The 24863-nt window shown below is 63.0% G+C and carries 21 protein-coding genes and 1 pseudogene; 8 read left to right on the forward strand and 14 right to left on the reverse strand.

What is annotated here, in order from left to right:
• Positions 1-7: 7 nt before the first annotated feature.
• Positions 8-757, forward strand: coding sequence for an SDR family NAD(P)-dependent oxidoreductase (locus tag CAG25_RS14230; RefSeq protein ID WP_085611803.1), 750 nt, complete (start codon positions 8-10; stop codon positions 755-757).
• 11 nt (positions 758-768) lie between these two features.
• On the opposite strand, the gene CAG25_RS14235 is transcribed toward CAG25_RS14230, so the two are convergent.
• Positions 769-1440, reverse strand: coding sequence for a paraquat-inducible protein A (locus tag CAG25_RS14235; RefSeq protein WP_064381884.1), 672 nt, complete (start codon positions 1438-1440; stop codon positions 769-771).
• Positions 1437-2033, reverse strand: a complete 597-nt coding sequence (locus CAG25_RS14240; RefSeq protein WP_011333863.1) for a paraquat-inducible protein A — start codon at positions 2031-2033, stop codon at positions 1437-1439. Before CAG25_RS14240 ends, CAG25_RS14235 begins: the two co-directional genes overlap by 4 nt.
• A 158-nt stretch (positions 2034-2191) precedes the next feature.
• Between CAG25_RS14240 and CAG25_RS28875 the strand changes: the two are divergent.
• A pseudogene (locus CAG25_RS28875) lies at positions 2192-2383 on the forward strand (hypothetical protein); the annotation flags it as partial.
• A gap of 155 nt (positions 2384-2538) precedes the next feature.
• On the opposite strand, the gene gstA reads toward CAG25_RS28875, so the two are convergent.
• Positions 2539-3153 (reverse strand): glutathione transferase GstA, encoded by a 615-nt coding sequence (gene gstA, locus CAG25_RS14250; RefSeq protein ID WP_085611802.1) that lies wholly within the window; start codon positions 3151-3153, stop codon positions 2539-2541.
• A gap of 108 nt (positions 3154-3261) precedes the next feature.
• Here gstA and CAG25_RS14255 point away from each other — a divergent pair, with 108 nt between their 5' ends.
• Positions 3262-4164, forward strand: coding sequence for a transcriptional regulator GcvA (locus CAG25_RS14255; RefSeq protein WP_085611801.1), 903 nt, complete (start codon positions 3262-3264; stop codon positions 4162-4164).
• Between the two features lie 123 nt (positions 4165-4287).
• The gene (locus tag CAG25_RS14260; protein WP_085611800.1) at positions 4288-4713 is read left to right on the forward strand and encodes a cupin domain-containing protein; all 426 of its coding nucleotides are present in this window, start codon (positions 4288-4290) and stop codon (positions 4711-4713) included.
• Positions 4714-4805: 92 nt separating this feature from the next.
• Here CAG25_RS14260 and CAG25_RS14265 read toward each other — a convergent pair whose 3' ends face one another.
• Together CAG25_RS14265 and CAG25_RS14270 are read right to left on the reverse strand one after the other, a co-directional pair.
• Positions 4806-5210 (reverse strand): response regulator transcription factor, encoded by a 405-nt coding sequence (locus CAG25_RS14265; RefSeq protein WP_085611799.1) that lies wholly within the window; start codon positions 5208-5210, stop codon positions 4806-4808.
• Positions 5207-6199 carry a response regulator gene (locus tag CAG25_RS14270; protein WP_085611798.1) on the reverse strand — a complete coding sequence of 331 codons (993 nt, stop codon included), beginning with the start codon at positions 6197-6199 and terminating at the stop codon, positions 5207-5209. The genes CAG25_RS14265 and CAG25_RS14270 overlap by 4 nt, the downstream gene beginning before the upstream one ends.
• A 261-nt stretch (positions 6200-6460) precedes the next feature.
• On the opposite strand from CAG25_RS14270, the gene CAG25_RS14275 reads away from it, so the two are divergent.
• Entirely contained in the window at positions 6461-11602 is a 5142-nt protein-coding gene (locus tag CAG25_RS14275) for an ATP-binding sensor histidine kinase (RefSeq protein ID WP_256575349.1), read from the forward strand.
• Between the two features lie 57 nt (positions 11603-11659).
• On the opposite strand, the gene CAG25_RS14280 is transcribed toward CAG25_RS14275, so the two are convergent.
• The 5 genes from CAG25_RS14280 to CAG25_RS14300 form a co-directional block, all read right to left on the reverse strand.
• Complete coding sequence (locus tag CAG25_RS14280) at positions 11660-12139, reverse strand: helix-turn-helix domain-containing protein (protein WP_085611797.1); 480 nt, start codon at positions 12137-12139, stop codon at positions 11660-11662.
• A 111-nt stretch (positions 12140-12250) separates the two neighbouring features.
• On the reverse strand, positions 12251-13363 hold the full coding sequence (locus tag CAG25_RS14285) for an alkene reductase (RefSeq protein ID WP_085611796.1): 1113 nt from the start codon (positions 13361-13363) through the stop codon (positions 12251-12253).
• Between the two features lie 148 nt (positions 13364-13511).
• On the reverse strand, positions 13512-15749 hold the full coding sequence (locus tag CAG25_RS14290; protein ID WP_085611795.1) for a molybdopterin cofactor-binding domain-containing protein: 2238 nt from the start codon (positions 15747-15749) through the stop codon (positions 13512-13514).
• Positions 15746-16219 (reverse strand): (2Fe-2S)-binding protein, encoded by a 474-nt coding sequence (locus tag CAG25_RS14295; protein ID WP_064596021.1) that lies wholly within the window; start codon positions 16217-16219, stop codon positions 15746-15748. The genes CAG25_RS14290 and CAG25_RS14295 overlap by 4 nt, the downstream gene beginning before the upstream one ends.
• The gene (locus CAG25_RS14300) at positions 16216-17475 is read right to left on the reverse strand and encodes a cytochrome c (protein WP_085611794.1); all 1260 of its coding nucleotides are present in this window, start codon (positions 17473-17475) and stop codon (positions 16216-16218) included. The genes CAG25_RS14295 and CAG25_RS14300 overlap by 4 nt, the downstream gene beginning before the upstream one ends.
• 308 nt (positions 17476-17783) lie before the next feature.
• On the opposite strand from CAG25_RS14300, the gene CAG25_RS14305 reads away from it, so the two are divergent.
• Together CAG25_RS14305 and CAG25_RS14310 are read left to right on the forward strand one after the other, a co-directional pair.
• Positions 17784-18983 (forward strand): MFS transporter, encoded by a 1200-nt coding sequence (locus tag CAG25_RS14305; protein ID WP_085611793.1) that lies wholly within the window; start codon positions 17784-17786, stop codon positions 18981-18983.
• A gap of 100 nt (positions 18984-19083) precedes the next feature.
• On the forward strand, positions 19084-20001 hold the full coding sequence (locus CAG25_RS14310) for a LysR family transcriptional regulator (protein ID WP_085611792.1): 918 nt from the start codon (positions 19084-19086) through the stop codon (positions 19999-20001).
• A 119-nt stretch (positions 20002-20120) separates the two neighbouring features.
• Here CAG25_RS14310 and CAG25_RS14315 read toward each other — a convergent pair whose 3' ends face one another.
• The 3 genes from CAG25_RS14315 to CAG25_RS14325 form a co-directional block, all read right to left on the reverse strand.
• Positions 20121-21323: an NAD(P)/FAD-dependent oxidoreductase gene (locus tag CAG25_RS14315; RefSeq protein WP_085611791.1), complete on the reverse strand. Its 1203-nt coding sequence runs from the start codon at positions 21321-21323 to the stop codon at positions 20121-20123.
• A gap of 223 nt (positions 21324-21546) precedes the next feature.
• Complete coding sequence (locus tag CAG25_RS14320; RefSeq protein WP_178076464.1) at positions 21547-21921, reverse strand: response regulator transcription factor; 375 nt, start codon at positions 21919-21921, stop codon at positions 21547-21549.
• Between the two features lie 148 nt (positions 21922-22069).
• Positions 22070-23089, reverse strand: coding sequence for a GlxA family transcriptional regulator (locus CAG25_RS14325; protein WP_085611789.1), 1020 nt, complete (start codon positions 23087-23089; stop codon positions 22070-22072).
• A gap of 275 nt (positions 23090-23364) precedes the next feature.
• On the opposite strand from CAG25_RS14325, the gene CAG25_RS14330 reads away from it, so the two are divergent.
• Positions 23365-24324 (forward strand): MBL fold metallo-hydrolase, encoded by a 960-nt coding sequence (locus tag CAG25_RS14330; protein ID WP_085611788.1) that lies wholly within the window; start codon positions 23365-23367, stop codon positions 24322-24324.
• 130 nt (positions 24325-24454) lie between these two features.
• Here the strand turns inward: CAG25_RS14330 and CAG25_RS14335 are convergent, their stop codons facing one another.
• Positions 24455-24829 carry a response regulator transcription factor gene (locus tag CAG25_RS14335; RefSeq protein ID WP_085611787.1) on the reverse strand — a complete coding sequence of 125 codons (375 nt, stop codon included), beginning with the start codon at positions 24827-24829 and terminating at the stop codon, positions 24455-24457.
• Between the last annotated feature and the right edge of the window lie 34 nt (positions 24830-24863).

Here is a 24863-nt window from a genome sequence, read left to right on the forward strand (position 1 = left end):
ATTCATCATGAGCAACAGACTTGAAGGCAAAATCGCACTGATCACTGGCGGCACCACCGGCATCGGCCTGGCCTCGGCGCAGGAATTCGTCGCCCAGGGCGCCACGGTATTCATCACCGGCCGCCGTCAGGCCGAACTGGACAAAGCGGTCGCCGCCATCGGCCCGCGTGCCATCGGCATCCAGGGCGATGTGGCGAAGCTGGAGGATCTGGATCGCATCTACAGCGAGATTTCCGCCAAGGCCGGGCACCTCGACATCCTGTTCGCCAACGCCGGCGGCGGGGATATGCTGCCGCTGGGCGCGATCACCGAAGAGCACTTCGACCGGATTTTCGACGCCAACGTGAAGGGCACGCTGTTCACCGTGCAGAAGGCCTTGCCGCTGCTGCGCGATGGCGCCTCGATTCTGCTGACCTCGTCGACCACGTCGGTGCAGGGCACGGAGAACTTCAGCGTCTACAGCGCGAGTAAAGCGGCGGTGCGCAACTTCGCCCGCTCATGGTTGCTGGACCTGAAACCACGGCGCATCCGCGTCAACGCCATCAGCCCTGGCCCGGTGCGCACGCCAGGTCTGGCAGGGCTGGTGCCGGCGGAACACACCCAGGGGCTGTTCGATCAACTGGCGTCGATCGTGCCGATCGGGCGTCTGGGCGAGCCGAGCGAGATTGCCAAGGCTGCGTTGTTCCTGGCCTCGGATGACAGCAGCTTCGTCAACGGCATCGAGTTGTTCGTTGACGGCGGTACTGCGCAGATCTGATCCGATCTGATTTAAACCGCTTGATGCCCCGGCACTTGTTCAGTCGAGTGCCGGGGTTTTTCCGTTTCTTCGTCCGGCGCGTTGTCCCAGATCAGGCGCGGGTCGAAACTCATGGCCGAGAGCATGGTGAACACGACCACCAGGCCGAAGAACAGAATCCCTACGCGCGGCTCGATATCCCCCAGCGCCTGGAATTTCACCAGCGCCGCCACCAGTGCGACCACCAGCACATCGAGCATCGACCAGTAGCCAATCAATTCGACGAAGCGGTACAGCTTCGAACGCTCCTTGCGCGCCCAATGACTGTCCCGTTGCACGGTGACCAGCAGCAAGGTCAGCGCCACGAATTTCACCCCCGGCACCGCGATGCTGGCGACGAAGATGATGACGGCGATGTCCCACGCGCCGTGTTCCCAGAACTCCAGCACGCCGCTCATGATGGTGCTGTCGGCGCCGCTGCCGAGCAGGGTGGTGTTCATCACCGGCAGCAGATTGGCCGGCACGTAAAACGCCAGCGCGGCGAACATGTAGGCCCAGGTGCGGGTCAGGGAATTGGTTTTGCGCCGATGCAGCGGCGCGTCGCAGCGCGGGCATTGGTGCGGTTCGCCGGTCATGTCGCAGGCCAGCCCGCAGCTGTGGCACAGGCACAGGTTGAGTTCGCTGGCAGTCGGTGGTCGTTTCATAGGATGTCCCACAGTTCGCGCACGTCGCGCCCGGCGATGCGGATCAGCAACAGGCTGAGCACGGCCAGCGCAAACAGGCCGATGCCGGGAATGACGTCGAGCATGCCCGCCAGTTTGAACACCGCCACCATCGCGCCGAGCAGGCACACTTCGAGCATGCTCCACGGCCGCAGCGTTTCCAGCCAGCGCATGCACAGCTTGAACCCCGGTGAACGGCGCGAGGCGAGGGCGAAGCTCAAGACCCAGATCAACAGAACCAACTGGAAGGCCGGGGCGATGATGATCGAGATTGCCGCGACCATCGCCATGAAGGTGATCGGCCCCTGACTCAGGGCCAGCACCGAATCCCAGAGGGTCGCACTGTTCTTCAGGCCTTTCATGCTGATGCTCATCACCGGGTAGAAATTGGCGAACAGCCACAGCATCGCCGCGGTGAAACTCAGGGCCAGCCGTTGCTCCACGCTCAGGTTGTTGTAGCGCTGGAGCACGGCGCCGCAGCGCACGCAGAGGGTCTTCTGGTGTTTGGCCAGCACGACTTTTTCGTACACGCAGTCGCAATGCTCGCAGATGATCAGTTGATCGGTGCTGGCCATGGGGCGCTCGACGGGAGGAGGGCTTGAACCCTCTTCACTATAGAAGCGCTGGGGCATTCGGCAACCGGGGTGCCATTCGTCCAGCAGGGGGCACTAACCCGCACGCGCTTGTTTCACACGTTCAGTTACCCCTATCCCGCAGCAGAACGGAGAACCCCATGGATATTGATGAAAATGCACCCGGTAACCAGTCACAGCAGGCTGTGACCCGCACGACCGACAACGAAACCGGCCATGATCCGCGCAAAGACGAGTCGCCAGTCCCCTTGCCGCCGGACGATGAAGCGCCACTGGAAGAAGACATGAGCGATGTGGCGGCCAACAATTCGGTGGGTTCTGAGCATCCGCAGGACGGCAACGGCTCGGGAAGCGCCGACGCCAACCCGCAGAGCACCGCCAAGGATGATGAGGACCGAGAAGCGCGTGGCCTGCCGGCAAGTGATCCGGAGTCGGGGGCCTGACTGCGCGCCGGCCCATTTGAGGGCATTCAGCGCAATCGGTCGTGTCAGAGCACCGGTTGCGTGGCTTCCTCTGCCGCGATGGCAGCCCGCACACCGGGCCGCTCGGCGATGCCTGTCATGTAGTTCGCCAGGGCTGGCCAGTCTTCGATGGCGATGCTGAATGTCGGCAACCACTTCAGCACCGTGAACAGATAGGCATCCGCTACGCCGAAGGCCTGCATCAGAAAGGGCTGGGTGGCGAGGAAGCGGTTCAGGTAATCCAGACGCTTGAACAGCTTGTGTTTGAAGATCGTTTTGGTGGTTTCCGGGATTTCGCTGCTGAACAGCGGCGCGCTGCCCCCATGAATTTCCGAGCTGATGAAGTTCAGGTATTCCTGCAAACGCGAACGCTCCCAGGTGCCATTGGCCGGAGCCAGTGTATGGCCGGGCACAAGGTCGGCGAGGTATTGCAGAATGGCCGGCCCCTCGGTCAGCACTTCACCGTTGTCCAGCATCAGCGCGGCCACGTAACCCTTAGGGTTGATCTGGCGAAAGTCCCGGCCATCGGCGGTTTGCTTGGTCTGGTTGTTGACCCGGATCAGCTCGAACGGCAGCTCCAGTTCGCGCATTACGATGTGCGGTGCCAGTGAACAGGTCATGGGGGCGAAGTACAGTTTCATGGGATCTCCTTACAGATGGAGCCTCAGAATCCGCCATCGCCGCTCGGCTTCGCAAAGGACATATCCAGTGCTAGCGTATGACAAATTCTCATGGACTGAAGAGGTCATATGCTCCCCAGACTGCCATCGCTCAACGGATTGCGAGCCTTCGAATGCGCCGCCCGGCACATGAGCTTCACCCGCGCCGCCGAAGAACTGAACGTCACGCAAACTGCGATCAGCCATCAGATCCGTCGCCTCGAGGATGAACTCGGCGTGCGTCTGTTCATGCGTTTGAAGGACGGTTTGGCTTTGACCGAGGAGGGCAATGCCTACTTGCCCGGCATTCGTTCGGCCTTTCTTGAATTGCGCTACTCGACTGAAAAGCTGCTGGAGTCGAGCAACAACAGCGTCCTGACGATCAGCACCCTGGTGTCGGTGGCGTCCAAATGGCTGTTGCCGCGCCTGCCATCGTTTCGCGAGGCGCATCCGCAGATTGATGTGCGGATCAGTGCTTCCACCGAGTGGGTGGACTTTCGCAAGGGTGGCATCGATGCGGCGATCCGCTACGGCGACGGGAACTGGCCGGGGTTACGCGCCGACTGGTTGATGTCCGACGAGATCTTTCCGGTGTGCAGTCCGCGCTTGCTGACCGGCGACAAGCCGTTGAATACGTCGGTGGACCTGGCCCATCACCCTTTGCTGCAAGTCAGCGGCGTGACCGCCAATGACTGGAACGACTGGTTGCATGCGGCAGGCCAGCCACCGCTGACGGCCAAAGGCCCGCGATTGACCTTCGACCTGGCGATGATGGCGGTGCAGGCGGCGATTGACGGGCAGGGCGTGTGCATCGGTCGCTCGACCTATGTCGATGACGATCTGCGCGCGGGCAGGCTGGTAGCGCCGTTTGATCTGCGCTTGAAATCCGCTTCCGGCTTTTACCTCGTCACGCCCCACGATCAGGCCGAATCGAAAAAGATCGTGGCGTTCAGAGGCTGGCTATCGCAGGTGCTGGCCAAACCCTTTGTATAAGCGTGTATCCATCGCGCCGCCGTACACAAACGGGTAACAAACCCCGTCATCAGGACACATCCTGCGTACATGCCTCGCCCAAAGTAGTCGTCAACACACCACGACTGCCAAGAGGACAACACCATGCGCCGCACACTTCTGATGACCGCTGCCGCCGTACTCGTTTCGCTGACCGGCCTCGCCCACGCGGCTGACACTCCATCCGCCGCCCCGGCGAAGAACTGGCAACAAGGCCTGAGCCGTACCGATCTGGTCCGACAGGACCTGGGTGCGGCGGATCGCGAGGTGATCCAGGCTCGCGTCGATTTCGAACCGGGTGTCACGTCGCCCAACCACGCGCATCCGGGTGTGGAAGTGGCTTACGTGATCAGCGGCACGTTCGAATACCGACTGGAAGGCCAGGCACCGGTGACCCTGAAGGCGGGGGATTCGCTGTTCATCCCGGCGGGTGTGGCGCATATCGCCAGGAACGTCGGCAACGAGAAAGGCTCGGAACTGGCGACCTACATCGTCAAGAAGGGCGAGCCGCTGCTGATTCTCAAGCAATAACGAACAGCGCCGACAAAAAAGGCCTGCCGATGTGGCAGGCCTTCTTGCGTCTGGCGTGCAGCCAAAGTCGTGGGTCGCGGCGAAGGTCAGTTTCAACTGTCGTTTTCGAGTGCCGACTCCACGGCCCTGAGCAGCACATCACCGGAGAACGGCTTGCCCAGGCAGGCGAAGGCGTTGTAGCGACGGGTCTCGGCCAGAGCGGCGTCGTCCCAATGGGCGGACATGCAAATGACCGGGAATTTCCTGTCTCGGGACGCCAGCGCCTGCATCACCTCGATCCCTGACAAACCGTGCATTTTCAGGTCCAGCAACAGGCACGCAATGTCCTCGAAATGTTCCTGCGTCAGGAAATCCTCGCCACCGCTGTATAACCGGGCGTGGTAACCGGCGGAGCGCAGCAGGTTGGCGAGGCTTTTACGTACGGACGCATCGTCGTCGACGATGCAGACGATAACCGCGCTGACAGCGAGCGCGGGCGTGTCGGTGTCCTGACTCATGAAGGGTTCTGCACGCCGGACGGTGGCGGCGCGCTGATCAGGCCATACAGCTCGACGAGCCCGACGAGCGAGCGCGTCTGCATTTTCACCATGATGTGTTTGCGATGAACCTTGGCCGTCACTTCACTGGTGCCCAGCTTGTTGGCAATGTGCTTGTTGGACAGACCCGCGACGATCAACGGCAACACTTCACGTTCCCGTGGCGTCAGCAGGGCGGCTCGCTGGCGCACGCTCTGGACCCGCTGCCATTGCTGGAAATCAACCGCTGCACGTTGGCGGGTCGCTTGCAGGATGGCCAGCAACCGGTCGTCGTCGAACGGCTTGGTCAGAAACTCGACGGCACCCGCTTTCATCGCTTGTACCGACATCGGGATAGTGCCGTAACCGGTCATGAAAATGACCGGCCATGGATGTCCTCGCTCGCCGAGCGTCGACTGCAATTGCAAACCGGTGGCCTCCGGCAGGCTGACGTCGAGCAACAGGCAGGCCGGCCCGGCCTCGAGGTCAGCGCCAAGCAGCTCTTCAGCTGAATTGAAGATCCGGTGGGGCACGCCTTCGGCCCGCAGCAGACGGCTGAGTGACGTGCGCACGGAAGCCTCGTCGTCCACGATGAACACCGGCACGCTGTCCGGATCGATCGCAGGCTGAACCTCTGTTGCAGGGACGCTCGCAGCGACCGGGTGGAACGGGGGCAGGGAAGGGGCACTGTCTTTCAATAATCGGTAACCTCGGCGCGGGACCGTCTGGATGATCTCATTCTCTCCAAATAACTTGCGCAGCGATGAGATCTGCACTTGAAGATTGTTTTCCTCGACGACGGTATCGGGCCAGACCTGGGTGAGCAATTCATCTTTGCTGACGATCCGGCCATCGGCCTGCATCAACACCGACAGCAGTTCGAACGCCCGTCCTCCCACGCGCAGCGGCCGCCCGTCAAGAAAGGCTTCACGCCGCTCCAGGGAAATAGTCGCTTGGCCGAGTCGGATCATACGGTTCTCTGCGTGGTGTCGAGGGAGTGGCACAGGGCGCCGGTTCATCAGGACGACACGCTAGGCGACGACCTCGCACAATGCAATTATCCCGAGGGATAAGGCCGGTGGCTTTTCAATCTCTGCAACCGGTCGGGACAGGCGCTCGACGGCCATGATGGTGCCGGATGCGGACATGGGCATCACCACGAAACCTCTGCGCCAGAGCCTTGCGTATACTCCTGCGCCAGGCCTGAAACGAATAATGAGCGGTGACAGCGAATGCCCGGCAGACTTTCCTCCACTCCAGCCCTCTGCAACCCGGATGTCGTGCCGGATGACGCCTGGCTGGAGGGCTGTGCATTCGAGCTGCTGCGCCGGGAAAACGACCTGACCTGGTTCACCATCCACGATCCTCGGTCGGACTACCGCTGGCTGGCCGCCCGCGCACCGATCCAGCGTCCCGACGTGGGCAAGCGTCTGGAACGGGACTTTCATCTGCGTCCGGATTCAGCCTGGGCCATCCGGCCGGTCGCCTTCATCCGTTCGGCAGAAGGGCCGTTGCTGGTCTACCCCGAGACGGGCGTGGCCCTGTCTGATCTGCTCGGTCAGCCTGGCCTGCCGCCGGGCCGCTTGCTTGCCATCGCGGTCGCGGCGGCCCATGCGCTGGTCAATGCCGGGAAGGCCGGCGCACGACAGTCCAATCTCTTGCCCTGGCACTTGCGGGTGGGCGCCGATGATTCGGTGAGCCTTCTGGGTTATCACACCGACGAGCAGGCGGGCGCCGTCGCCGAGCTTCCTGCGCTGGAGCACTGGCCCTATCTGGCCCCCGAGCAGGTTCGGCGCGATGGCGCCGGTTTCGATGAGCGCAGCAATGTCTACGCGCTGTCGAGCATTCTTTATCACGCCTTGACCGGCCAGCCGCCCCTGACGGCGCGCGACCCTTCGCACTGGCGGCATGTGCATGCCGCGGTCCAGCCGGCATCGCCGGCCGTGCATGTCGCCGACCTGCCGGAAGGCCTCTGTCGCGTGTTGCTCAAAGGCCTGGCCAAGGAGCCGGGTGCTCGCTATCAAAGCATGGAGTCGATGGCCACTGACCTTGTCTGGTGCCGTCAGCAATGGCTGGAGCATGGCCATGTGAAGGCTTTCAGGCTGGGCACCTTCGATGCACTGCCATCCGTTGCTGACGACCCGGTGCTGTTTGGTCGGGAGGCGGAGCGCGCACAACTGCTCGAGCAGATCAGTCAGGTGCGCAGCGACGGTATCGCCCGCGTGCTGTGGGTGGGCGGTACACCGGGGGCGGGCAAGTCAACCCTGATCCATCAGGGCGTGCGGCCGTTGGTTCCCGGCTATTGGGCCAGCGGCAAGATCAACCTGTTGCAGCAGGAAATCCCCAATGCGCCTCTGGCGGAAATCTTTCGCTCGCTGATGACTCAGTTGCTGGGCAAACCCGCACTGGAACTGCAAACCCTCGGCGCGCAACTGATTGAACGGCTCAAGGGGCGCGGCAGGATCCTGGTGGATCTGGCCCCCGAGGCCGAACTGGTGATCGGTGCCACGCCGGAACTACCCAACATGCCCGCCCGGCACGCGCTTGAGCGGGTCAATCGCACGCTGCTCGATGCGCTGGACGTGTTTGCCCAGCCCGGGCGCCCGCTGGTGCTGTTCGTGGATGACGTGCAGTGGGCGGACGATTCGACGCTTGCGTTTCTGCGCGCTTTCTTCGCCCGGCCACCGCGGCATCTGGTACTGATCCTGGCGTACCGCGACAGCGGGTCGAAGGCCTTTGCGCGGGAGTACGCCATACTCGACGCGCTGCGCGGCGAACAGGCATTGCCCGGCATTCACATCACGCTGGGCGCCTTGTCGGTGTCCGCCGTCGCGCAACTGCTGGCCGCAGAACTGGACACCGATCCCGCCAGCATTGAAGTGCTCGCCCAGGTCGTGCATTTGAAAACGGCCGGCAATCCGCTGTTCGTCAGCCAGGTGTTGCGGGCGCTGATCGATGAGCGTCTGGTGCGTTTCGACGCGGCGGCGGATCGCTGGGTCTGGAACCAGAGCGACGTGGACAGCTATCGCTATGCCGACAATGTCGCGGAGTTGATGGTACAGCGACTGGACCGTCTGACGTTGGCCGAACGAGACGTCCTGCGCACGGCGGGTTACATCGGCGGTCGCTGTGACGAGTCGCTGCTGGGCCGGTTGTTGCCGTTTGATTCGGTGCAACTGGCGCGCGATGTACAAAGTCTGGTCGAGGGGGGATTACTGCTGCGCGCCGGCGCACAACTGGTGTTCGGCCACGACCGGGTGCTCGAGGCGGCCTGTCAGCTGCCTTCGCCGGTGGGGCGTGGCAGTGAGCATGCGCGCATCGCCGCTGCCATGCTGGACCTGTGGGGCGAACAGGCCCATGAGCGCGTGTTCGAGATTGCCGGTCAGATTCAGCGTGTCGACGATGCTGCACTGACGGAGCCGCAGCGCGCCGCGTTTATTGATGTCCTGGTCGAGGCTGCCGAGCGCGCGAGGGATTCGGCCGCCGTGCAACTGGCGGCGGATTATCTGCAGACGGCGGAACACCTGCTCGGTCAGCGCGGCTGGACCCACCTCTATCCGCAAGCGTTCGCCAGCACGTGGCTCGCTGCCGAGTGCGCGATGCTGCTGGCGGATCTGACGGGGGCCCAGGGACGTCTCGATGATTGCCTGAACCACGCGCTCACGGACGCGGACCGCGCGAAAACCTATCGCTTGCGTGCCACGTTGCGCACGCTGCACTCCGACTATGAAGGGGCGATCACCGAGGCATTGACCGGCCTGGCGCTGCTGGGCATCACCCTGCAACGCAAACCTCCCGAGGACCATCTGACCCGGGCCTTTGCGCAGGTGCGCGACCTGATCGGCACGCGAGCGATCGCCGATCTGGTTCATTTGCCCAAGGCTGAGGATGCGCAGATCGAGGCGGCCATGGAGCTGCTCGGCACATTGATTCCTTCGTTCTTCGTCGATGACGATCTCCGCTTGCTGCACCTGGCGAAAATGGTCGAACTCACGCTCGAGCACGGCACTACGCCAAGCAGTGGCTACGGATTTGCTTGGTTTGGCGTGATGATCGCCGAGCGTTTCGGCGAATACGTGGACGGACTGGCATTTGCGCAAGTCGCCCTGAAACTGACTGACCTGCATGGCTATGAGGCCGGCCGCACAGGCACCCTGGTGGCGCTCGATCAGGTCAGCCCATGGACCCGGCCGATGGCGTATGCCCGGCAGACAGCGCTCGCGGCGTTCGAGTGCGGTCAGGCCGGGGGTGACCTGGGCATGTCCTGCTATGCCTGCAATCACATCGTTTCCGACCTGCTGTTCATGGGCGAACCCTTGCAAAAGGTGCTGGACGAACTGGATCACGGACTGGCCTGGGTGAGGCAGTTCAATTACATCGATATCGAACGCATTCTGCTGGCGCAGCAAGCGTTCGCCAACGACCTGCGCGACGGTCGCCCCGTGCGGGCACTGTCTGAACTGGAGGGCGTGGAACACGACCGTTTCGGCCCCATCGATCGAGCCAGTGTTTCGCAGTCGACGTTGTTCCTGTCGTGGCTGTATTCCGGCATGTCGGCCTTTTATGCAGGTGATGCGCTGTATGCCTGGCGGCGTTTCGAAGACGCTGCGACGGTGGCCTGGTCCATTCCGGCGCATATCAATCTTGCCGATTACCATCTCTTTCGCAGCCTCGCACTGGCCAGTGCGCAAGTGCCGGGTGACGTTGAGCGAAAACTGCAAGTGCTTGAGCAGCAACGCCAGCGATTTCTTGCATGGGCCGCGCTCAATCCGGCGACGTTCCGCAACAAACTGCTGTTGATCGAGGGCGTGATCGCGCGCTTGCGCGGTCAGGATCTGATTGCCATCCGTTGCTTCGATCAATCGCAGATCGCAGCGGCCGCCGCCGGTTTCGTTCACGAACAGGCACTGGCGCACGAGCAACTGGCCGACGTCTGCATGTCCAATGAGCTGGTCTCGGGGGCTCATCACCACCTGCGTTTTGCCCGGGATTGCTACGACCTCTGGGGGGCGAGCGCGAAGGCGCGGCAACTGGAAAACAGCCATCCGTTTCTGCGCACGGAACCCGCTTCGCAACCTTCACAACCGATCAACCGGGGCCGGCTGGACCTGGAGGCGGGTATCGAGGCCGCGCGGGCACTGTCCCAGGAAGTCTTGCTGGATCGGCTGGTCGAGACCTTGATGAACCACCTGATGGTTCAGGCCGGGGCTGACCAAGGTGTGCTGATGATGGTCGCTGAAGGCGACCTGCGCCTGGCGGCCGCTGCGTCGATGGAAGCCGGCAATCTGCTGATTGCGCTGGACAGTGACCAGGCGCTCGAGGCGCTGGCGCCTGCGTCGGTGCTCAATGCAACGATGCGCACCCGTGCACCCCTGGTGCTCGACGATGTGCGGGTCGATTGCCCGGAAGCCTATGGCGCCGATCTGCGTCGGCGGCAGACCCGCTCGATGTTGTGCCTGCCGCTGCTCAGACAAGGCACGTTGATCGGTCTGGTCTATTTGGAAAACAGCCTGGTGCCCGGCCTGTTCAGTGCCGAACGGCTGACCATGCTGGAAATTCTCGCCTCCCAGGCAGCGGTGTCGCTGGAGACCGCCCGGCTGTATGCGCAATTGGTGGAAGACAACCGCCTGCGGGCGCAGATGGAAGCGGATCTGCGCAGCTCCCGTGCCGAACTGGCGCGCAACTCGCACCTCAAGGTCATGGGCGAACTTTCAGCCTCCATCGCCCACGAGATCAGTCAGCCGCTGCTTGGCATTCAATCCAATGCCTCGGCCAGCCTGCGCTGGCTCAAGCGTGAAAAGCCCGATCTGGACGAGGCGATTCAGGGCCTGGAAGACATTCGTTCGGACAGCACGCGGGCCGCCGACATTGTCCAGGCGTTGCGCGCACTGGCCAGGCAGGCGCCGCTCAAGCGTTTGCCGGTGCAAATTGACGAGTTGGTGAGTGGCGTCGTTCAACTGACGGCGACCGAACTGGCCAACCGCAACGTCGCACTGCACACCCGACTCGATGCGCAATGTCAGGTGTGGGGTGACTCGGTGCAGATCCAGCAGGTGGTGTACAACCTGATCACCAATGCGATGGAGGCGATCGCCGGCGCGGGGGTGCCGGATGGGCGCATCGTCATCAGCTCCACCGTCAGGGACGGCCATGTTCGGGTGACGTTCCAGGACAACGGGCCGGGGATTGGCGTGCCTCAGCGCGAGCAGGTATTCGATGCCTTTTACACCACCAAGGGCAGCGGGATGGGAATGGGCCTGGCCATCTGCAGGTCGGTGATCGGCGCACATGGCGGGACGTTGCTGATCGAGGACAGCGAGCAGGGTGCCCGACTCAGTTTCGACCTGCCGCTGGAACCGGCTGGCGCCGAATAAAAAAAGGCCGCATCAGCGGCCAAAGGGGAGGAGCGGGTAACGTCAGGTTCGGTCAGGTCACGCGTGCGAGGGGTGGGCGTGCCTAGCGTTGTGCACGCTCCAGAGTGGAGCGTCGAGTTCGATGGCAGGCAACTGAAGCGCGATGGGCGCGCGGTTGGCGACGAAGGCGCGACGCCATTCTCGGGGCGGCATGCCTTCGAGGCGGTTGAAGGTGCGGGTGAAGTGCGAATGGTCCGAAAACCCGCATTCGTAGACGACCTCGGTGATCGGCATCGAAGTGATCAGCAGGCTTTTGGCTTTCTCGATCTTCATCCTCAGCCACCACTCCTGCGGTGAGTACCCGGTGTTCTTTTTGAACGCACGGGAAAAATGACTGCGCGAAAGATTGCAGAGGCCGGCGATCTCGCTGATGCGCGCGCTGCGGCTCAGGTCCCTGAGCATCAGTTCCTTGGCGCGACGTTCCTGCCAACTGGTCAACGATCCCAGCGGGCGCATCAGGGGGCGTGGATGGTCGGAAATCAGCGATTGCGGGCTCATGTTTGCTCTCCTTATCGTTGTGCAAAGTCTCTGCGTCGACGCCCTTTAAAGTCCTTAAACAATCCTGAAGAGTTATTAAATTCCCTCGGTCAGCCCCCTGCGGTCAGCGGGTCAGGCATGGGACGGGTAGTCAATGTAGCCACGCTGATCGCCGCCAAAGAACGTGCTCGGGTCCGGTGCGTTGAGCGTCAGGCCCTCGCGGATTCTCCGAGGCAGATCGGGGTTGGCCAGAAACGGTCTGCCGAACGCGATGATGTCGGCGCGACCGTCGGCCAGGGCCTGTTCCGCCGACTCGGGGTCGTAGCCGCCGGCGATCATCAGCACGCCATCCCAGGCATCACGCAACTGGCCGATGATCGCGTCCCAGCGCGGGTCGAAATTCTCGTCCTTGACCGTGCCGACCACGGCCGGCTCGACCAGATGCAGGTAGGCCAGTTTCCAGCGGTTCAACGAGCGCACGATGTAGCCGAACGTAGCTTGCGGGGTTTCATCGCCCATGCCCATGAAACGGCCCATGGGCGTCAGGCGCACGCCGACACGGTCGGCACCGACTTCGTCGACCACGGCCGCCACCACTTCCAGTAACAGGCGCGCACGGTTTTCCAGGGTGCCGCCATAACCGTCGGTGCGCTGGTTGCTGTTGCTGTTGATGAACTGGTCCAGCAGATAGCCGTTGCCGGCGTGAATTTCCACGCCATCCATCCCGGCGTTCAGTGCATTGCGGGCGGCGCGGCGGTAGTCGTTGATGATGTCGGCGATTTCCGAAACCTGCAGTGCGCGCGGCACTGGCACGTCGCCCCACACACCATTGCCCTCGGCATCGACGATGAAAGTCTTGCCCGGTACAGGCAAGGCGCTCGGCGCCACCGGCAAGGCGTTGTCCGGTTGAAAGCTTGGGTGCGATACGCGGCCCACATGCCACAGCTGCATGAAGATCAAGCCGCCGGCCTCGTGTACCTGGCGGCTGACTTCACGCCAGGCTTGCACTTGTTCATCGTTGTAGATGCCAGGCGTCCACGCATAACCCTGGCCCTGACGGGAAATCTGCGTCGCCTCGGTGATGATCAGCGCGGCGCTCGCCCGCTGGCGGTAGTACTCGGCGTTCATGGACGTCGGGATGTCGCCCGGTTGCCCGGCACGGGAGCGAGTCAACGGCGCCATCGCCACCCGATGGGGAAGTGTGTAGGGGCCGAGGGCGATGGGGCGGAACAGTTGTTGTGTCATGGGGGTTCTCCAGTCTTCGAAAAAGGTCGGTGGACGGTGTCGGACATTGGGTCCGGCACCGGATGGCCCTACGTTAAGCGGCTGACCGGTGCTTGATAATCCACACGCGACGCCACGCTGCATTGCGTGAAATGCAACGTGGCGCGGTTCAGGAAGGCTGTTGCGAGCGGGTCAGGGGCAGGTTCAGCCAACGCCGGCCGGTGGCATTCGCCACTGCATTGCCGATGGCGGCCGCCATGGGACCCTGGACGATTTCGGCGGCCCCCAGAAACGGTTGCCCCGGCTGGTCGAGCAGGTGAACGTCGACCTTTTTGGGCACTTGCGAGAAGCGCAGAATCGGGTAGCCGCTCCAGTCGTAGCTGCGGATGCCGCCGGCGTCATAGGCGACCTTTTCATACAGCGTCCAGCTGGTGGACTGCACGATCCCGCCCTCGACCTGGTTGCGCAGGCCATCGGGACTGACGATCTGCCCCACGTCGACCGCCGTGACGACGTGATCGATCTGCACTTCGCCGGTCTGCGGATGCACCCGCAGACGCACGGCGATGGCGCAGTAGCCCATGATGTTTTTGTAGCGCGCGAAGGCGAAGCCAAGGCCTGCGCCGGGTTCACTGCTTTTTTGCGCCCAGCCGACGGCATCGCGAACCTTTTCCACCACCGCCCGTGCCCGAGGATCGGTCAGGTGTGCCAGGCGCAGGGCAACCGGATCGACTGCGGCCTTGGCGGCCAGCTCGTCGATACAGGCTTCGATGGCGAAGACGTTGATGTGCGCCCCCAGCGAGCGCATGGCTGAAGTGCGAAACGGCATCTCGGTGACGAAGTTCATGTCGATCCGCGAGGAGGCCACGGTGTACAGCGGCACCGCGTTGCGATCGCCATCGCCCTCAGGCTGGGCGATCGGCACCGAGGGTGCGGAAGCGAACGGCCGGGCCAGCAGGCGTGCGGGCAGCAAGCGCCCGGCGTTGACGATGCGTTCGTTGTGCGGCGTGGTCCACAGGTCATAGTTCCAGTCCTGCAGCCGACCCTGTGCGTCGAGGTTGGCCTGCACTTCGGTGACCATCGCCGAGCTGTACGGCTCCCAAAGGTTTTCCTGCTCGCGCATCCATTGCACCCGCACCGGCGTGCCCGGTACGCGCATGGCAATCAGCGCCGCGTCGGCCGCGGCATCGTCTGCGCCGTTATGGCCGTAACAGCCGGAACCTTCAGTGTGGATACAGCGCACTCGGTCGGGCGGCAGCCGCAGCATTTCGGCGATCCCGGCACGCAGCGGGTATACGCCCTGGGTGTGGGTCCAGACGGTGAGGGTGCCGTCCTTGAACCAGGCCACGGCGCAGGACGGACCGATCGAGCCATGCATCAGATATTGCTTGGTCACCCGGGCGCGATATTCGTTGTCGGTCTTGCCTTGGGGCGTGCCTTCATGGCTGATCGGATAACGACGCGAGGGCAGGCGCTTGAGCAGCGCATGGATGTCGCGCGATTCGGGAATCGCCTGCCCGCCGCTCCAGCGCGCCGAGGCGTATCCATGACGCATGGCTTTGATCGCTTGCCATTCGTCCCGCGCGACCACGGCCAGATAATTGCCGTCGCGAATCACCTGCACCACCCCGGACAGCGTCTTGATCGATTCAATATCGATGGCTTCCAGCGTGCAGCCGGGACGCGGCGGGCGGATGACCCGGGCGTGGAGCATGCCCGGCAGGCGAATGTCCTGCACGAACGCGGCGCCACCGCTGACTTTGCCCGGGATATCCAGGCGTGGCAGCGAATGGCCGATGAGCTTGAATGACGCCGGTGGCATCGAGGGCGACTCGGATTTTGCATAGCGGTGCAGATCGACCTGCTGCACGGCGTCGGCGTAGGACATGCGTTGCCCGGTCGGGCCGAGAATGATGCCGTCGCGAGTCGTCAGCAGTGCCGGCGCAACGTTCCAGCTGCGCCCGGCCGATTCCAGCAGCATCTCGCGCACTTGTGCCGCCGCGTTGAACAGCGCGGTGCCGCTGTCGAAAATCGTGTGGCTGCCGGCGGTGTAGCCTTCGTTCGGCGTCAGTGCGGTGTCGGCGGTGAGCAGGTTGATCGCTGTGGGGGCGACCTCCAGCCGTTCAGCGGCAATTTGCAGCAAGGCGGTTTTGACCCCGGTGCCCAGTTCGACCTTGCCGGTGTAGACGGTGATGCCGTCGTGGCCGACGCGGATCCAGGCATCGAGCCAGGGGTTGGTGCGCAGGCTGCCGGGCAGGTCCGGCGCCAGCACGACCGTGCCGAGGGTATCGACTTCGGTGTCAGCCAGGGCGCGGCGCGAGACCGGCACCAAAGCAAACGCCACCAGCAGCGCGCCCCCGCGCAGGAACGCACGGCGACTCTGATCGACCTCATTGATCGTGGTCATTGCGCACTCCCGTTTTGCCGGGCGACAAGGCTGATCGCCTCGATGATGCGCAAGTGCGTGCCACAGCGGCACAGGTTGCCTGCCATGTGTTCGCGAATGGTCTGCTCGTCGGGATGCGGATTGCTTTCGAGCAGTGACTGCGCACGCATCAACATGCCGGCGATGCAGTAACCGCATTGAGCGGCCTGTTTGTCGATGAATGCTTGCTGCAGAGTGCCGGGGCGTTCGGCCGTGCCCAGGCTCTCGACCGTCCGCACCTTTTTGCCCTCAAGACCCGCGCAGGGTGTCAGGCAGGAAAACACCGGTTGGTCATCGACGATGACGGTGCAGGCGCCGCATTGGCCCAGGCCACACCCGTACTTGGCGCCGTTCAGGCCCAGGTGATTACGCAGTGCATAGAGCAGCGGCATGTCCGGTTCCAGTTCGAGAGCCCGGGAAGATCCGTTGACGTTGAGGGTGATCTGAGTCATTTCGTCTCCTGACGTAGCGCTTCGAGGGTGGCGGAAAGGTCGGTCCACGGTTGATCGGGCCTGGCCTGATGGCGCAGGTAGACGGCCAGGGCGTCGAGTTGAGCGTTGTCGAGACTGGCGGCGAACGAGGGCATCACCGGACCCGGTTGGCCGGGTTCTGCCGGGATGCCCTCGAGTACGGTTTTCACAAAGTTGCGCGGGCTGGCGGACTGCAGCGCCGAGGTGCGATCCAGTGCCGGGTGGCCGTCGATGTCACGCATCGGCGCGCCTTGGGCATGGCAGCCGGCGCAGGCACTGGCGAACAGCAGCGCGCCAGAGGATCGATCCGCAGGTTCAGCGCTGGCGCTCGGAATTTCGTTGATCGCGGTTTTCGCCGGCAGACTCAGCAGGTATTCGGCAATCGCCTGGGCATCTTCTGTGGGCAAGCGCGCCAGACCGAGACTGACCGGGCGCATCGGGCCCGCCGCCGTGCCGTGTCCGTCGACCACTTCGGCTCGCAGGTAACTCACCAATTGTTCGCTGCTCCACGGGTTTGCCCGGTGCGCCATGCCCAGCAATGACGGCGCGTCCCAGCCATCCACGCTGCCGCCGGCCAGGTTTTCGCCGGACTTTTCGGCGCCGATCAGGTTCAGCGGCGAATGACAGCCCGCGCAGTGACCGGGCCCCTCGACCAGGTAACGCCCGCGATTCCACGCCTGCGATTGCTCCGCCAGCGGCGTCAGCGGCTTCCCATGCAGGAACAGCAGGTTCCAGAACGACACCAGAGGCCGGATGTTCATCGGGAAGTTCATGCGGTTCTGTTGTGGCGGCGAGTCCACGGCCGGGCCGCTCATCAGGTACGCATAGGCGTCGGCGATGTCGTCCTGGCTCATGCGACGGTAATGAACGTAGGGGAAGGCCGGGTACAGGAAGTGGCCGTCGCGGGAGATCCCTTCACGCATCGCCCGCTCGAAGGCCGGCAGCGACCATTGGCCGATGCCGGTCTGTGGATCCGGGGTGATGTTGGTGCTGTAGAGGGTGCCGAACGGCGTCACCAGCGGCAGTCCGCCGGCCAGGTATTGGCCGCCAGGCCGCGTATGACACACCGCACAGTCGCCCGCCTCGACGACGCGCGCGCCGCGTTGCAGTTGTGCGGAATCGAAGGTTTGCGGGCGTTCGACCGGCGCAATTGCCGGACGCCACATCAGCGCCAGGGCAGCGATTGCACCGATCGACGCGAGGGCTGCCGCGCTGACCCACAGCGCTCTGGATCTCATGAAATGGCCGTTCATGAGCGGTTGCCCAAGAGGCACGCGGTGGGCGTGAGGGACGGATTCGGCATCTTCGACAACTCCTTGAACGACCGGGGAAGGGCGCCGATGCAAAGCCCTGCGCCAGGTGCCCAAGGGTAGAGAAGGTGCAAACGTCCGAGTATTGCCAGACCGCGCAATAGCACGTTGCGCCAAGTGCAACGCCGAGGGTCGTTGCATTTGGCGCATCACTCAATTGCCTTTGGGATGGATACTCGAAGGCCTGCGCGACCCTTAGCCTTGGCGTCACTTTCCCAACTCATCGAGGTGTCATCATGCTCACGGGCAATCCGGCAGCGGCGGCCAAGGCCGAACCATCCGCTTCTCTTTCCGGCCTGATGGTCGCGTTCCTGGCATTCTGCTGCGGCGCGGTCGTGGCCAACCTTTATTACGCTCAGCCGATCGTCGAACTGATCGCGCCGCAGATCGGCCTGTCCAGTGCCAATGCCAGTCTGATCGTTTCACTCACGCAGTTCGGTTATGCGCTGGGCCTGCTGTTGCTGGTGCCGCTGGCCGACCTGATGGAAAACCGTCGGCTGGTGGTGGGCTTTACCCTGGCGGCAAGCGTGACGCTGTTGTGCGCCGGTCTGACGCATTCGCCGTCGATGTTCCTGGTCCTGTCGTTGCTGATCGGCCTGACTTCGGTGGCGGTGCAGATCCTGGTGCCGTTGGCCGCGCACCTGGCGCCCGAGGCAACCCGTGGGCGGGTGGTGGGCAACATCATGAGCGGCCTGTTGCTGGGCATTCTGCTGTCGCGGCCACTGTCGAGTCTGCTGGTGGAAGTGTTCGGCTGGCGCGGGGTGTTTTTCAGCGCAGCGGCGCTGATGGCTGTCATCGCCCTGATCACGGCGATTGCCTTGCCGCGCCGCGTCCCGAGCCATCAGGCGACGTACGCTGCGCTGATCTGCTCGGTGTTTGCGCTGGCCCGTCGGCACGCGGTTCTGCGTCAGCGTTCGCTGTATCAGGGCTTGCTGTTTGCCAGCTTCAGCCTGTTCTGGACCCTCGCACCGATTGAGCTGATGCGGCACCACGGTTTCAGTCAGGCACAGGTGGCGATATTTGCCCTGGTCGGCGCCGTCGGCGCGGTCGCAGCGCCGATTGCCGGACGGCTGGCCGATGCCGGGCACGGTCGGCGCGGGACGCTCGTGGCACTGATGCTGGCGCCAGTCTCCTTGCTGATCGCCGCGCTGCCGGGCAGCAGCTATGTCTGGCTGGTGGTTTGCGCGGTGCTGCTGGACTTCGCCGTGCAGCTGAACATGGTGCTCGGCCAGCGCGAGGTGTACGCCATCGACCCGCACAGCCGGGCGCGCCTGAATGCCGTGTACATGACCAGCATTTTTGTCGGCGGCGCGCTGGGATCGCTGGTCGCCAGTCCGCTCTACGAGCATTTTGGCTGGAACCTGTCCGCCGTGACCGTGGCGTTGCTGCCGGCACTGGCCCTGGCGCTGTTCCTGAGCCGCAAGGCCGATGCCTGAACCGCAGGCACCGCTGAGTCCGATGAAGCACGGTCCTACAAGACGATTGGGGAACGGTGATGCACAATCATCACCGTTTCCTTTCGATCGGGCTCCACTTATGGACAAGTTGCTGGCACTGAAGATGTTCGTTGAAACCGTACGTTGCGGTGGTTATTCCTCGGCGGCGCGCAAACTCGGCATCTCCACCTCTTCGGTGACACGACAGGTGGCGGGGCTGGAAAACGAATTGGGCGCCAGCCTGCTCAACCGCACGACACGCAACACCAGCGTGACGGTCGCCGGCCAAACCTATTTCGAGAAAGCGGTGGCCATTCTCGATGCCATCGATGAGGCCGACGCGGTTGTCGCCGACCGTGGCAGCGAGGCGCAAGGACGCCTGCGCATCAGTGTGCCGGTGGAGTTCGGCCGGCAGATCATTGCACCGCAACTGGGGGTATTGCTCGACCGCCATCCGGGGCTTGAAATCAGTGTGTCGTTGAGCGATCAGGTCAGCGATCTGCTGAGCGAGCAGATCGATGTCTCGGTGCGGCTGGGATCGTCGGTGGTCAGTGACGATATCGTCAGCAAGCGCGTGGGCGGATTCCAGCGCTGGATTGTGGCGAGTCCGGATTACCTGAGCCGTCACGCTGTGCCGGCGCATCCGCGAGACTTGCTCGAGCATCAATGCCTGCGCTTCGACTACGCGGGTTCGCACCAGCACTGGACGTTCCAGGGCGACGAGGAAACCATCCAGCTCAATGTCCATGGTCGCCTGCAAAGCAACAACGCTGACATCCTGCGCGAAGCGGCGGTGGCGGGGCGCGGTGTGGCCCTGCTGGCCGACTGGCTGGTGCGCGCCGATGTCGAGGCCGGTCGGTTGACGCGGCTGCTGGAGGGGTATGAAGTCAACCCCGGTAATGCGAGCTGCTGCATCAATGCGTTGTACCTGCCCAATCACCGGGGCTCCAGTCGTATCAATGTGTTCATCGACTTTCTGGAAGACATTCTGGCAGCGGAGCCATCGCGTCAACGCTAGAGTGCCGTTTATTGCCGCCCGACGCTTTGTGAGTTCTGCATAAAAAAAGCGCCCGCCAAAAAAAACGTGGCGGGCGCCTGGGAATGCGCAGCGATAGGGAAGTGTGAACCGTCGGGTGATCAGGCCACCGGAATCAACGGGTCGGCCGCGGCCAGTGCGGTTGCACGATCGGCGGCCGGCGGGTAAATCCACACGGTGTTGATCTGGGTCTTGAGGTCTTTGGCCTCTTGCCCGACCAGTTTCAATTGACGGTCCCAGCCCTCGGTGAACACCGCGCCCCAGGCACCGAGGTCAAGGCAGGTCACGTACTTGGGCTGGCGGTAGGTGACCGGTGCGACACCGATCAGGTCAGCGGCCACATTGTTGCCGGCATAACGGCCCAGGCTGATCGCATGCTGGCAGGACATCGCGGCGTAGTTTCCGAGATCATCCGTGGCGGCATAAGCGACGTCGCCGGCGGCGAAGACATCCACGTGCCCCAGCACTTTCAAGTGGCCGTCGACGTGCAGGCGACCTTGCGGATCACGGCTGCCAGGCACCTGTTCGGTGAGCGGGCTGGCGCGGAAGCCAACGGTCCAGATGACGGTGTTGGACTCGATACGTTTACCGTCGGCCAGGGTCACGCCGCCGGCATCCACCGAGGCGACCGAGGCGTCGACTACCCATTCAATGCCCAGCTCTCGGGACGCTTCCACAATGGACGGGCGAATACCGTCACCCAGCGTCGCGGCGATTTGCGGCGAACGATCCACCACGATGACCCTGATCGGCGCATCGTCACCCAGTGCGGCACGCAGGCGGGCCGGCATTTCGGTGGCGGTTTCGATCCCGGTAAAACCACCACCGGCGACCACCACGGTATTACGCGCAGCGCTCGACGGCTGGTCCTTCAACGACTTGATATGGGCTTCGAGGCGTGCTGCTTCTTCGATCTGATCGACATCGAAGGCGTGTTCGATCATGCCCTTGAGCGGTGGGCGAATCACGCGACTGCCGGCGGCCAACACCAACCGGTCATAGCTCAGTGTGCCTTGCGTACCGAAGGCATCGCTGTAGGTCACTTGCTTGCTGGCGGTGTCGATGCTGTCGGCGATGCCTTTGACAAAATTCACGCCCACGGCATCGAACAGTTCACCCAGCGGCGCTTTCATGTTGTGGACATCCGGCTCGTAGAAACGCGGGCGAATGCGCAGTTCTGCCTGGGGCGCGAGGACGGTGATCTGCACGTCGTTACGATCATGCTGGTCCAGCAGACGTGCGGCGCTCAAGGCGCTCCAGACTCCACCAAACCCTGCGCCTATCACTAAAATGTGTTGTTTCATCGGATGACTCCTGTGGAAATTCTGGTCGTTGAACGGTTTGTCCGTTCATGCGTGAGCGTCTGCCGCACTGCACGAAGCAGGTGGTTGTGAACAACCGCAGAGCCGGTTCGATTCGCTGGGGAAGATGCTATCGGGGAAGGTGCGGCGAGACACTTCTACATAGGGTCAGTGCCGACATGCTTAGGTATGGGGTGAGGTATACACAGGTATAGAAAGAGGGCCGTCAAACGGCGCGATTGAATGCGCTTTCGATGCAGGTGATGAGTTCGCCGCACGGGAAGGGTTTAGGGAAATAGGCGAGGGGCTCGGGGAATGCGGCGTTGACCCGTGGCGGACGCCCCTGGTAACCCGTGATGAAAATGATCGGGATGCGCACGCCTCGGGCGCACAGCTCATCATACATCTCGATGCCGGACAGACCGGGCATCTGGATGTCCGAGATGATGCAGCCGGGGCGGGGCGGCGCCTTCATCGCCAGAAAAGCCTCCGCGCTCGGGTACAACTGCACGGTGTAGCCGTGAGAGCGCAACAGGCTGTCCAGCGCCATGCGCACGGACTCATCATCATCGACAACCGATACAACAGCGGTGTGGGACATTGCTTTACCAGGGCTGATCTCGGGTAGCCCGTCGAGGACGCCCGCCATTGCCGCACGATACGCCGCTCGGTCCGGCGGCGGACTTATACGTGTGTATAGCGACCGTATTTAAACGTCTGCGAGCCCGGCGCCATTGCGCTGTGTGGCGTCAGCGCGAGAACCGACTGCGGTATTCCCGGGGCGAGACCGAGAGGTGACGGTAGAAGGTGTCGCGCATGCGTTCTTCGTCGCCAAACCCGCACAACTGCGCGATCTGGTCGATGTTGCGCTGAGAGTCTTCGAGCATTCGTCGCGCCGCTTCCAGGCGAAACAGCTCGAGTGCCTTGGCCGGCGTGCGGCCGATCTTGCGTTTGTAGACCCGCGCGAAATTGCGCGGGCTCATCTGCGCCTGTCGGGCCAGCGATTCGACGCTCAATTGCGGGTCGCCGAGGTTTTCGCTGATCCACAGGTGCAATTCTTCGAAGCAGCCTCTGTCGTCGATCTGCGCTTGCAGCAACTGGCTGAACTGCGCCTGACCGCCAGGGCGTTTGAGAAAAACCACCAGCTCCCGCGCCACCTTCAACGCCACGGCGCGGCCGCAATCGGCCTCGACCAGTGCCAGCGCCATGTCGATCCCGGTGGTGACCCCGGCAGAAGTCCAGACGTTGCCTTGCTGGATGTAGATCGCATCAAGGTCGACATCGACACTCGGAAAACCACCCTTGAGCATGTCACACATGCCCCAGTGGGTGGTTGCGCGCAAGCCTTCCAGCAGCCCGGCCTGGGCCAGCAGAAAGGTGCCGCTGCACACCGAGGCGGTGCGTCTGGCCTTGGCCGACGCCGCGCGCAGCCAGTCGACCAACGCAACATTGTCGAGCATGGCCTGACGGATATTCGGCGCGCCGGGCACGATCAGCGTATCGATGGTTGTCTCGTCAAAGGTGCGCAGGGCCAAGGTGTTGACCGACAGCCCTTCGGCGGTGGCGATCAATCCGCCGTCCAGGCTGGCGGTGTGCAACGCGTAGCCAGGCAAGCCGCGTTCGGCCATGGCCTTGGACGCGGCCCAGAACACGGTTTGTGCGCCGGTCAGGTCCAGCAAGCCCATCTGCGGATACGCCAGGAACACCAGCGTGCGCGGTTGCGCGAGCAAGCAGGTGAGAGGGTCGGGATGGTGAAAAATAGAGTTCATGACTGCTCAGGGACCTGATGATCGCCCGCTTTTCGGCGATCCGGTGCGCCGTAGTTTCGGTGTTTGCGGGCAGGAGCGCGAATATACATTGGTATGGGCCACAGCCACCTCAACAGCGGCGTTACTCGGTCGATGTGGTTCAAGCCCTATACCCGCGTATGGTGTTGGACGTCGTGGTCGCGATGCACACTCGATTTCAAGGCGCGCCATTCAGCGCTTGCGCCAGCAAGGGCATTCGTCCGGGAAATTTTGACTCAGCCAAGAGGAAAGCGACCATGTCAACGTATCTGAATCACTCCAATCAAACCAACGCAACCGATGACCGGCAGGCGTCCGTCACCCGCCAGCCATTCGGTCCGGCGCAGGAGCTGGTGCCATCGCGCTACGCACTGCAGGTCGGCGACATTGACGTGGTGGTGATCAGCGACGGCGTGCTGCCGCTGCCGACCTCCACCATGTCCACAAATGCCGACCCGCAAGCTCGCGCCACCTGGTTCAAGGACATGTTCCTGGGGCCGGACGCGTTTGACTGGGCACTCAACGTGCTGGTCGTGCGCAGCGGCGAGCAGATCATTCTGGTCGACGCCGGACTGGGCGGGCAGTTTGCCGGTTTCCCCCGGGCCGGCCAGTTGCCGAAACGCCTGGAAGCGGCGGGCATCGATCTGGCCAGCGTGACTGACATTGTGATCACCCACATGCACATGGACCATGTCGGCGGTCTGCTGGTCGACGAGGTGAAGAGCCGGTTGCGTGCGGACGTGCGCATTCACGTCTCGGCAAAAGAGGTCGAGTTCTGGGAGACGCCGGACTTCACCCAGACCGTCATGCCGGCGCCAGTGCCTGACGTTCTGCGCGCGACGGCCAATCAGTTCATCAACGATTACCGCCGCCAGGTGCGCACCTTCGAGGATGAATACGAAGTGGCGCCGGGGGTGGTGGTGAAACTCACCGGCGGGCATACGCCGGGGCACAGCATTGTCTACGTCAACTCGGGCGGCGAACGCCTGACCTTTGCTGGCGACGCCCTGTTTCCGGTGGCCTTCGAGCATCCGGAATGGCACAACGGTTTCGAGCATGATCCTGAAGAGTCGGTGCGTGTTCGCATGCGTCTGATGCGCGAAGCGGCGGCGAGTGGCGAGTGGTTTGTTGCCACCCATCTGCCGTTCCCGTCGGTGGGCCGCGTGGCGGTCGATGGTGATGCGTTCCGCTGGATCGCAGCATTCTGGGATTACTGATCGGCTGTTGGCGGCCCGGCTGCATTCGGCCGGGCTCGATAAAAATCAGGCCCCGCAAGTGGTGAACTTGCGGGGCCTTTTTTGTTTTGAGGTTTATCGGTCGGGCAGGGCCGCGGCTCTTTTTGGGGGCTCAACGTCCGCGCATCAGCGCCTGCTCGATGCAGGCCAACAGAGCCTCGGTATGGAACGGTTTGGAGAAATAGCCTTCCGGCGTCTTCACACGGGTGCTGAATTCAGGGGGCAGGCCCGGCTTGCCGGTGATGAAGATCGTCGGAATATGGATCTTCCTGACCGCCAGCGCCTCGTACATTTCGACCCCGCACATGCCGGGCATCTGAATGTCCGAGATCAGACACCCGGTCTGCTCTGGCGCGCTCGATTCAAGAAATGCAAAAGCACTGTTGAATGTCTTGACCGTATAACCGCAAGACCGCAACAAACTGTCCATTGAAACCAGAACAAGTTCGTCATCATCGACAACTGAAACAATAGCTGAGTTGAACATGGGAAACCTTGCGTTCTTTGCGGGTGTCTGTCGC

The organism is Pseudomonas sp. B16(2017), assembly GCF_002113205.1.
Taxonomy (GTDB): domain Bacteria; phylum Pseudomonadota; class Gammaproteobacteria; order Pseudomonadales; family Pseudomonadaceae; genus Aquipseudomonas; species Aquipseudomonas pharyngis.

Coding starts and splice junctions, on each gene's coding strand:
- CAG25_RS14230 (WP_085611803.1), top strand. CDS start 8: ATGAGCAACAGACTTGAAGGCAAAATCGCACTGATCACTGGCGGCACC.
- CAG25_RS14235 (WP_064381884.1), bottom strand. CDS start 1,440: ATGAAACGACCACCGACTGCCAGCGAACTCAACCTGTGCCTGTGCCAC.
- CAG25_RS14240 (WP_011333863.1), bottom strand. CDS start 2,033: ATGGCCAGCACCGATCAACTGATCATCTGCGAGCATTGCGACTGCGTG.
- gstA (WP_085611802.1), bottom strand. CDS start 3,153: ATGAAACTGTACTTCGCCCCCATGACCTGTTCACTGGCACCGCACATC.
- CAG25_RS14255 (WP_085611801.1), top strand. CDS start 3,262: ATGCTCCCCAGACTGCCATCGCTCAACGGATTGCGAGCCTTCGAATGC.
- CAG25_RS14260 (WP_085611800.1), top strand. CDS start 4,288: ATGCGCCGCACACTTCTGATGACCGCTGCCGCCGTACTCGTTTCGCTG.
- CAG25_RS14265 (WP_085611799.1), bottom strand. CDS start 5,210: ATGAGTCAGGACACCGACACGCCCGCGCTCGCTGTCAGCGCGGTTATC.
- CAG25_RS14270 (WP_085611798.1), bottom strand. CDS start 6,199: ATGATCCGACTCGGCCAAGCGACTATTTCCCTGGAGCGGCGTGAAGCC.
- CAG25_RS14275 (WP_256575349.1), top strand. CDS start 6,461: ATGCCCGGCAGACTTTCCTCCACTCCAGCCCTCTGCAACCCGGATGTC.
- CAG25_RS14280 (WP_085611797.1), bottom strand. CDS start 12,139: ATGAGCCCGCAATCGCTGATTTCCGACCATCCACGCCCCCTGATGCGC.
- CAG25_RS14285 (WP_085611796.1), bottom strand. CDS start 13,363: ATGACACAACAACTGTTCCGCCCCATCGCCCTCGGCCCCTACACACTT.
- CAG25_RS14290 (WP_085611795.1), bottom strand. CDS start 15,749: ATGACCACGATCAATGAGGTCGATCAGAGTCGCCGTGCGTTCCTGCGC.
- CAG25_RS14295 (WP_064596021.1), bottom strand. CDS start 16,219: ATGACTCAGATCACCCTCAACGTCAACGGATCTTCCCGGGCTCTCGAA.
- CAG25_RS14300 (WP_085611794.1), bottom strand. CDS start 17,475: ATGAGATCCAGAGCGCTGTGGGTCAGCGCGGCAGCCCTCGCGTCGATC.
- CAG25_RS14305 (WP_085611793.1), top strand. CDS start 17,784: ATGCTCACGGGCAATCCGGCAGCGGCGGCCAAGGCCGAACCATCCGCT.
- CAG25_RS14310 (WP_085611792.1), top strand. CDS start 19,084: ATGGACAAGTTGCTGGCACTGAAGATGTTCGTTGAAACCGTACGTTGC.
- CAG25_RS14315 (WP_085611791.1), bottom strand. CDS start 21,323: ATGAAACAACACATTTTAGTGATAGGCGCAGGGTTTGGTGGAGTCTGG.
- CAG25_RS14320 (WP_178076464.1), bottom strand. CDS start 21,921: ATGTCCCACACCGCTGTTGTATCGGTTGTCGATGATGATGAGTCCGTG.
- CAG25_RS14325 (WP_085611789.1), bottom strand. CDS start 23,089: ATGAACTCTATTTTTCACCATCCCGACCCTCTCACCTGCTTGCTCGCG.
- CAG25_RS14330 (WP_085611788.1), top strand. CDS start 23,365: ATGTCAACGTATCTGAATCACTCCAATCAAACCAACGCAACCGATGAC.
- CAG25_RS14335 (WP_085611787.1), bottom strand. CDS start 24,829: ATGTTCAACTCAGCTATTGTTTCAGTTGTCGATGATGACGAACTTGTT.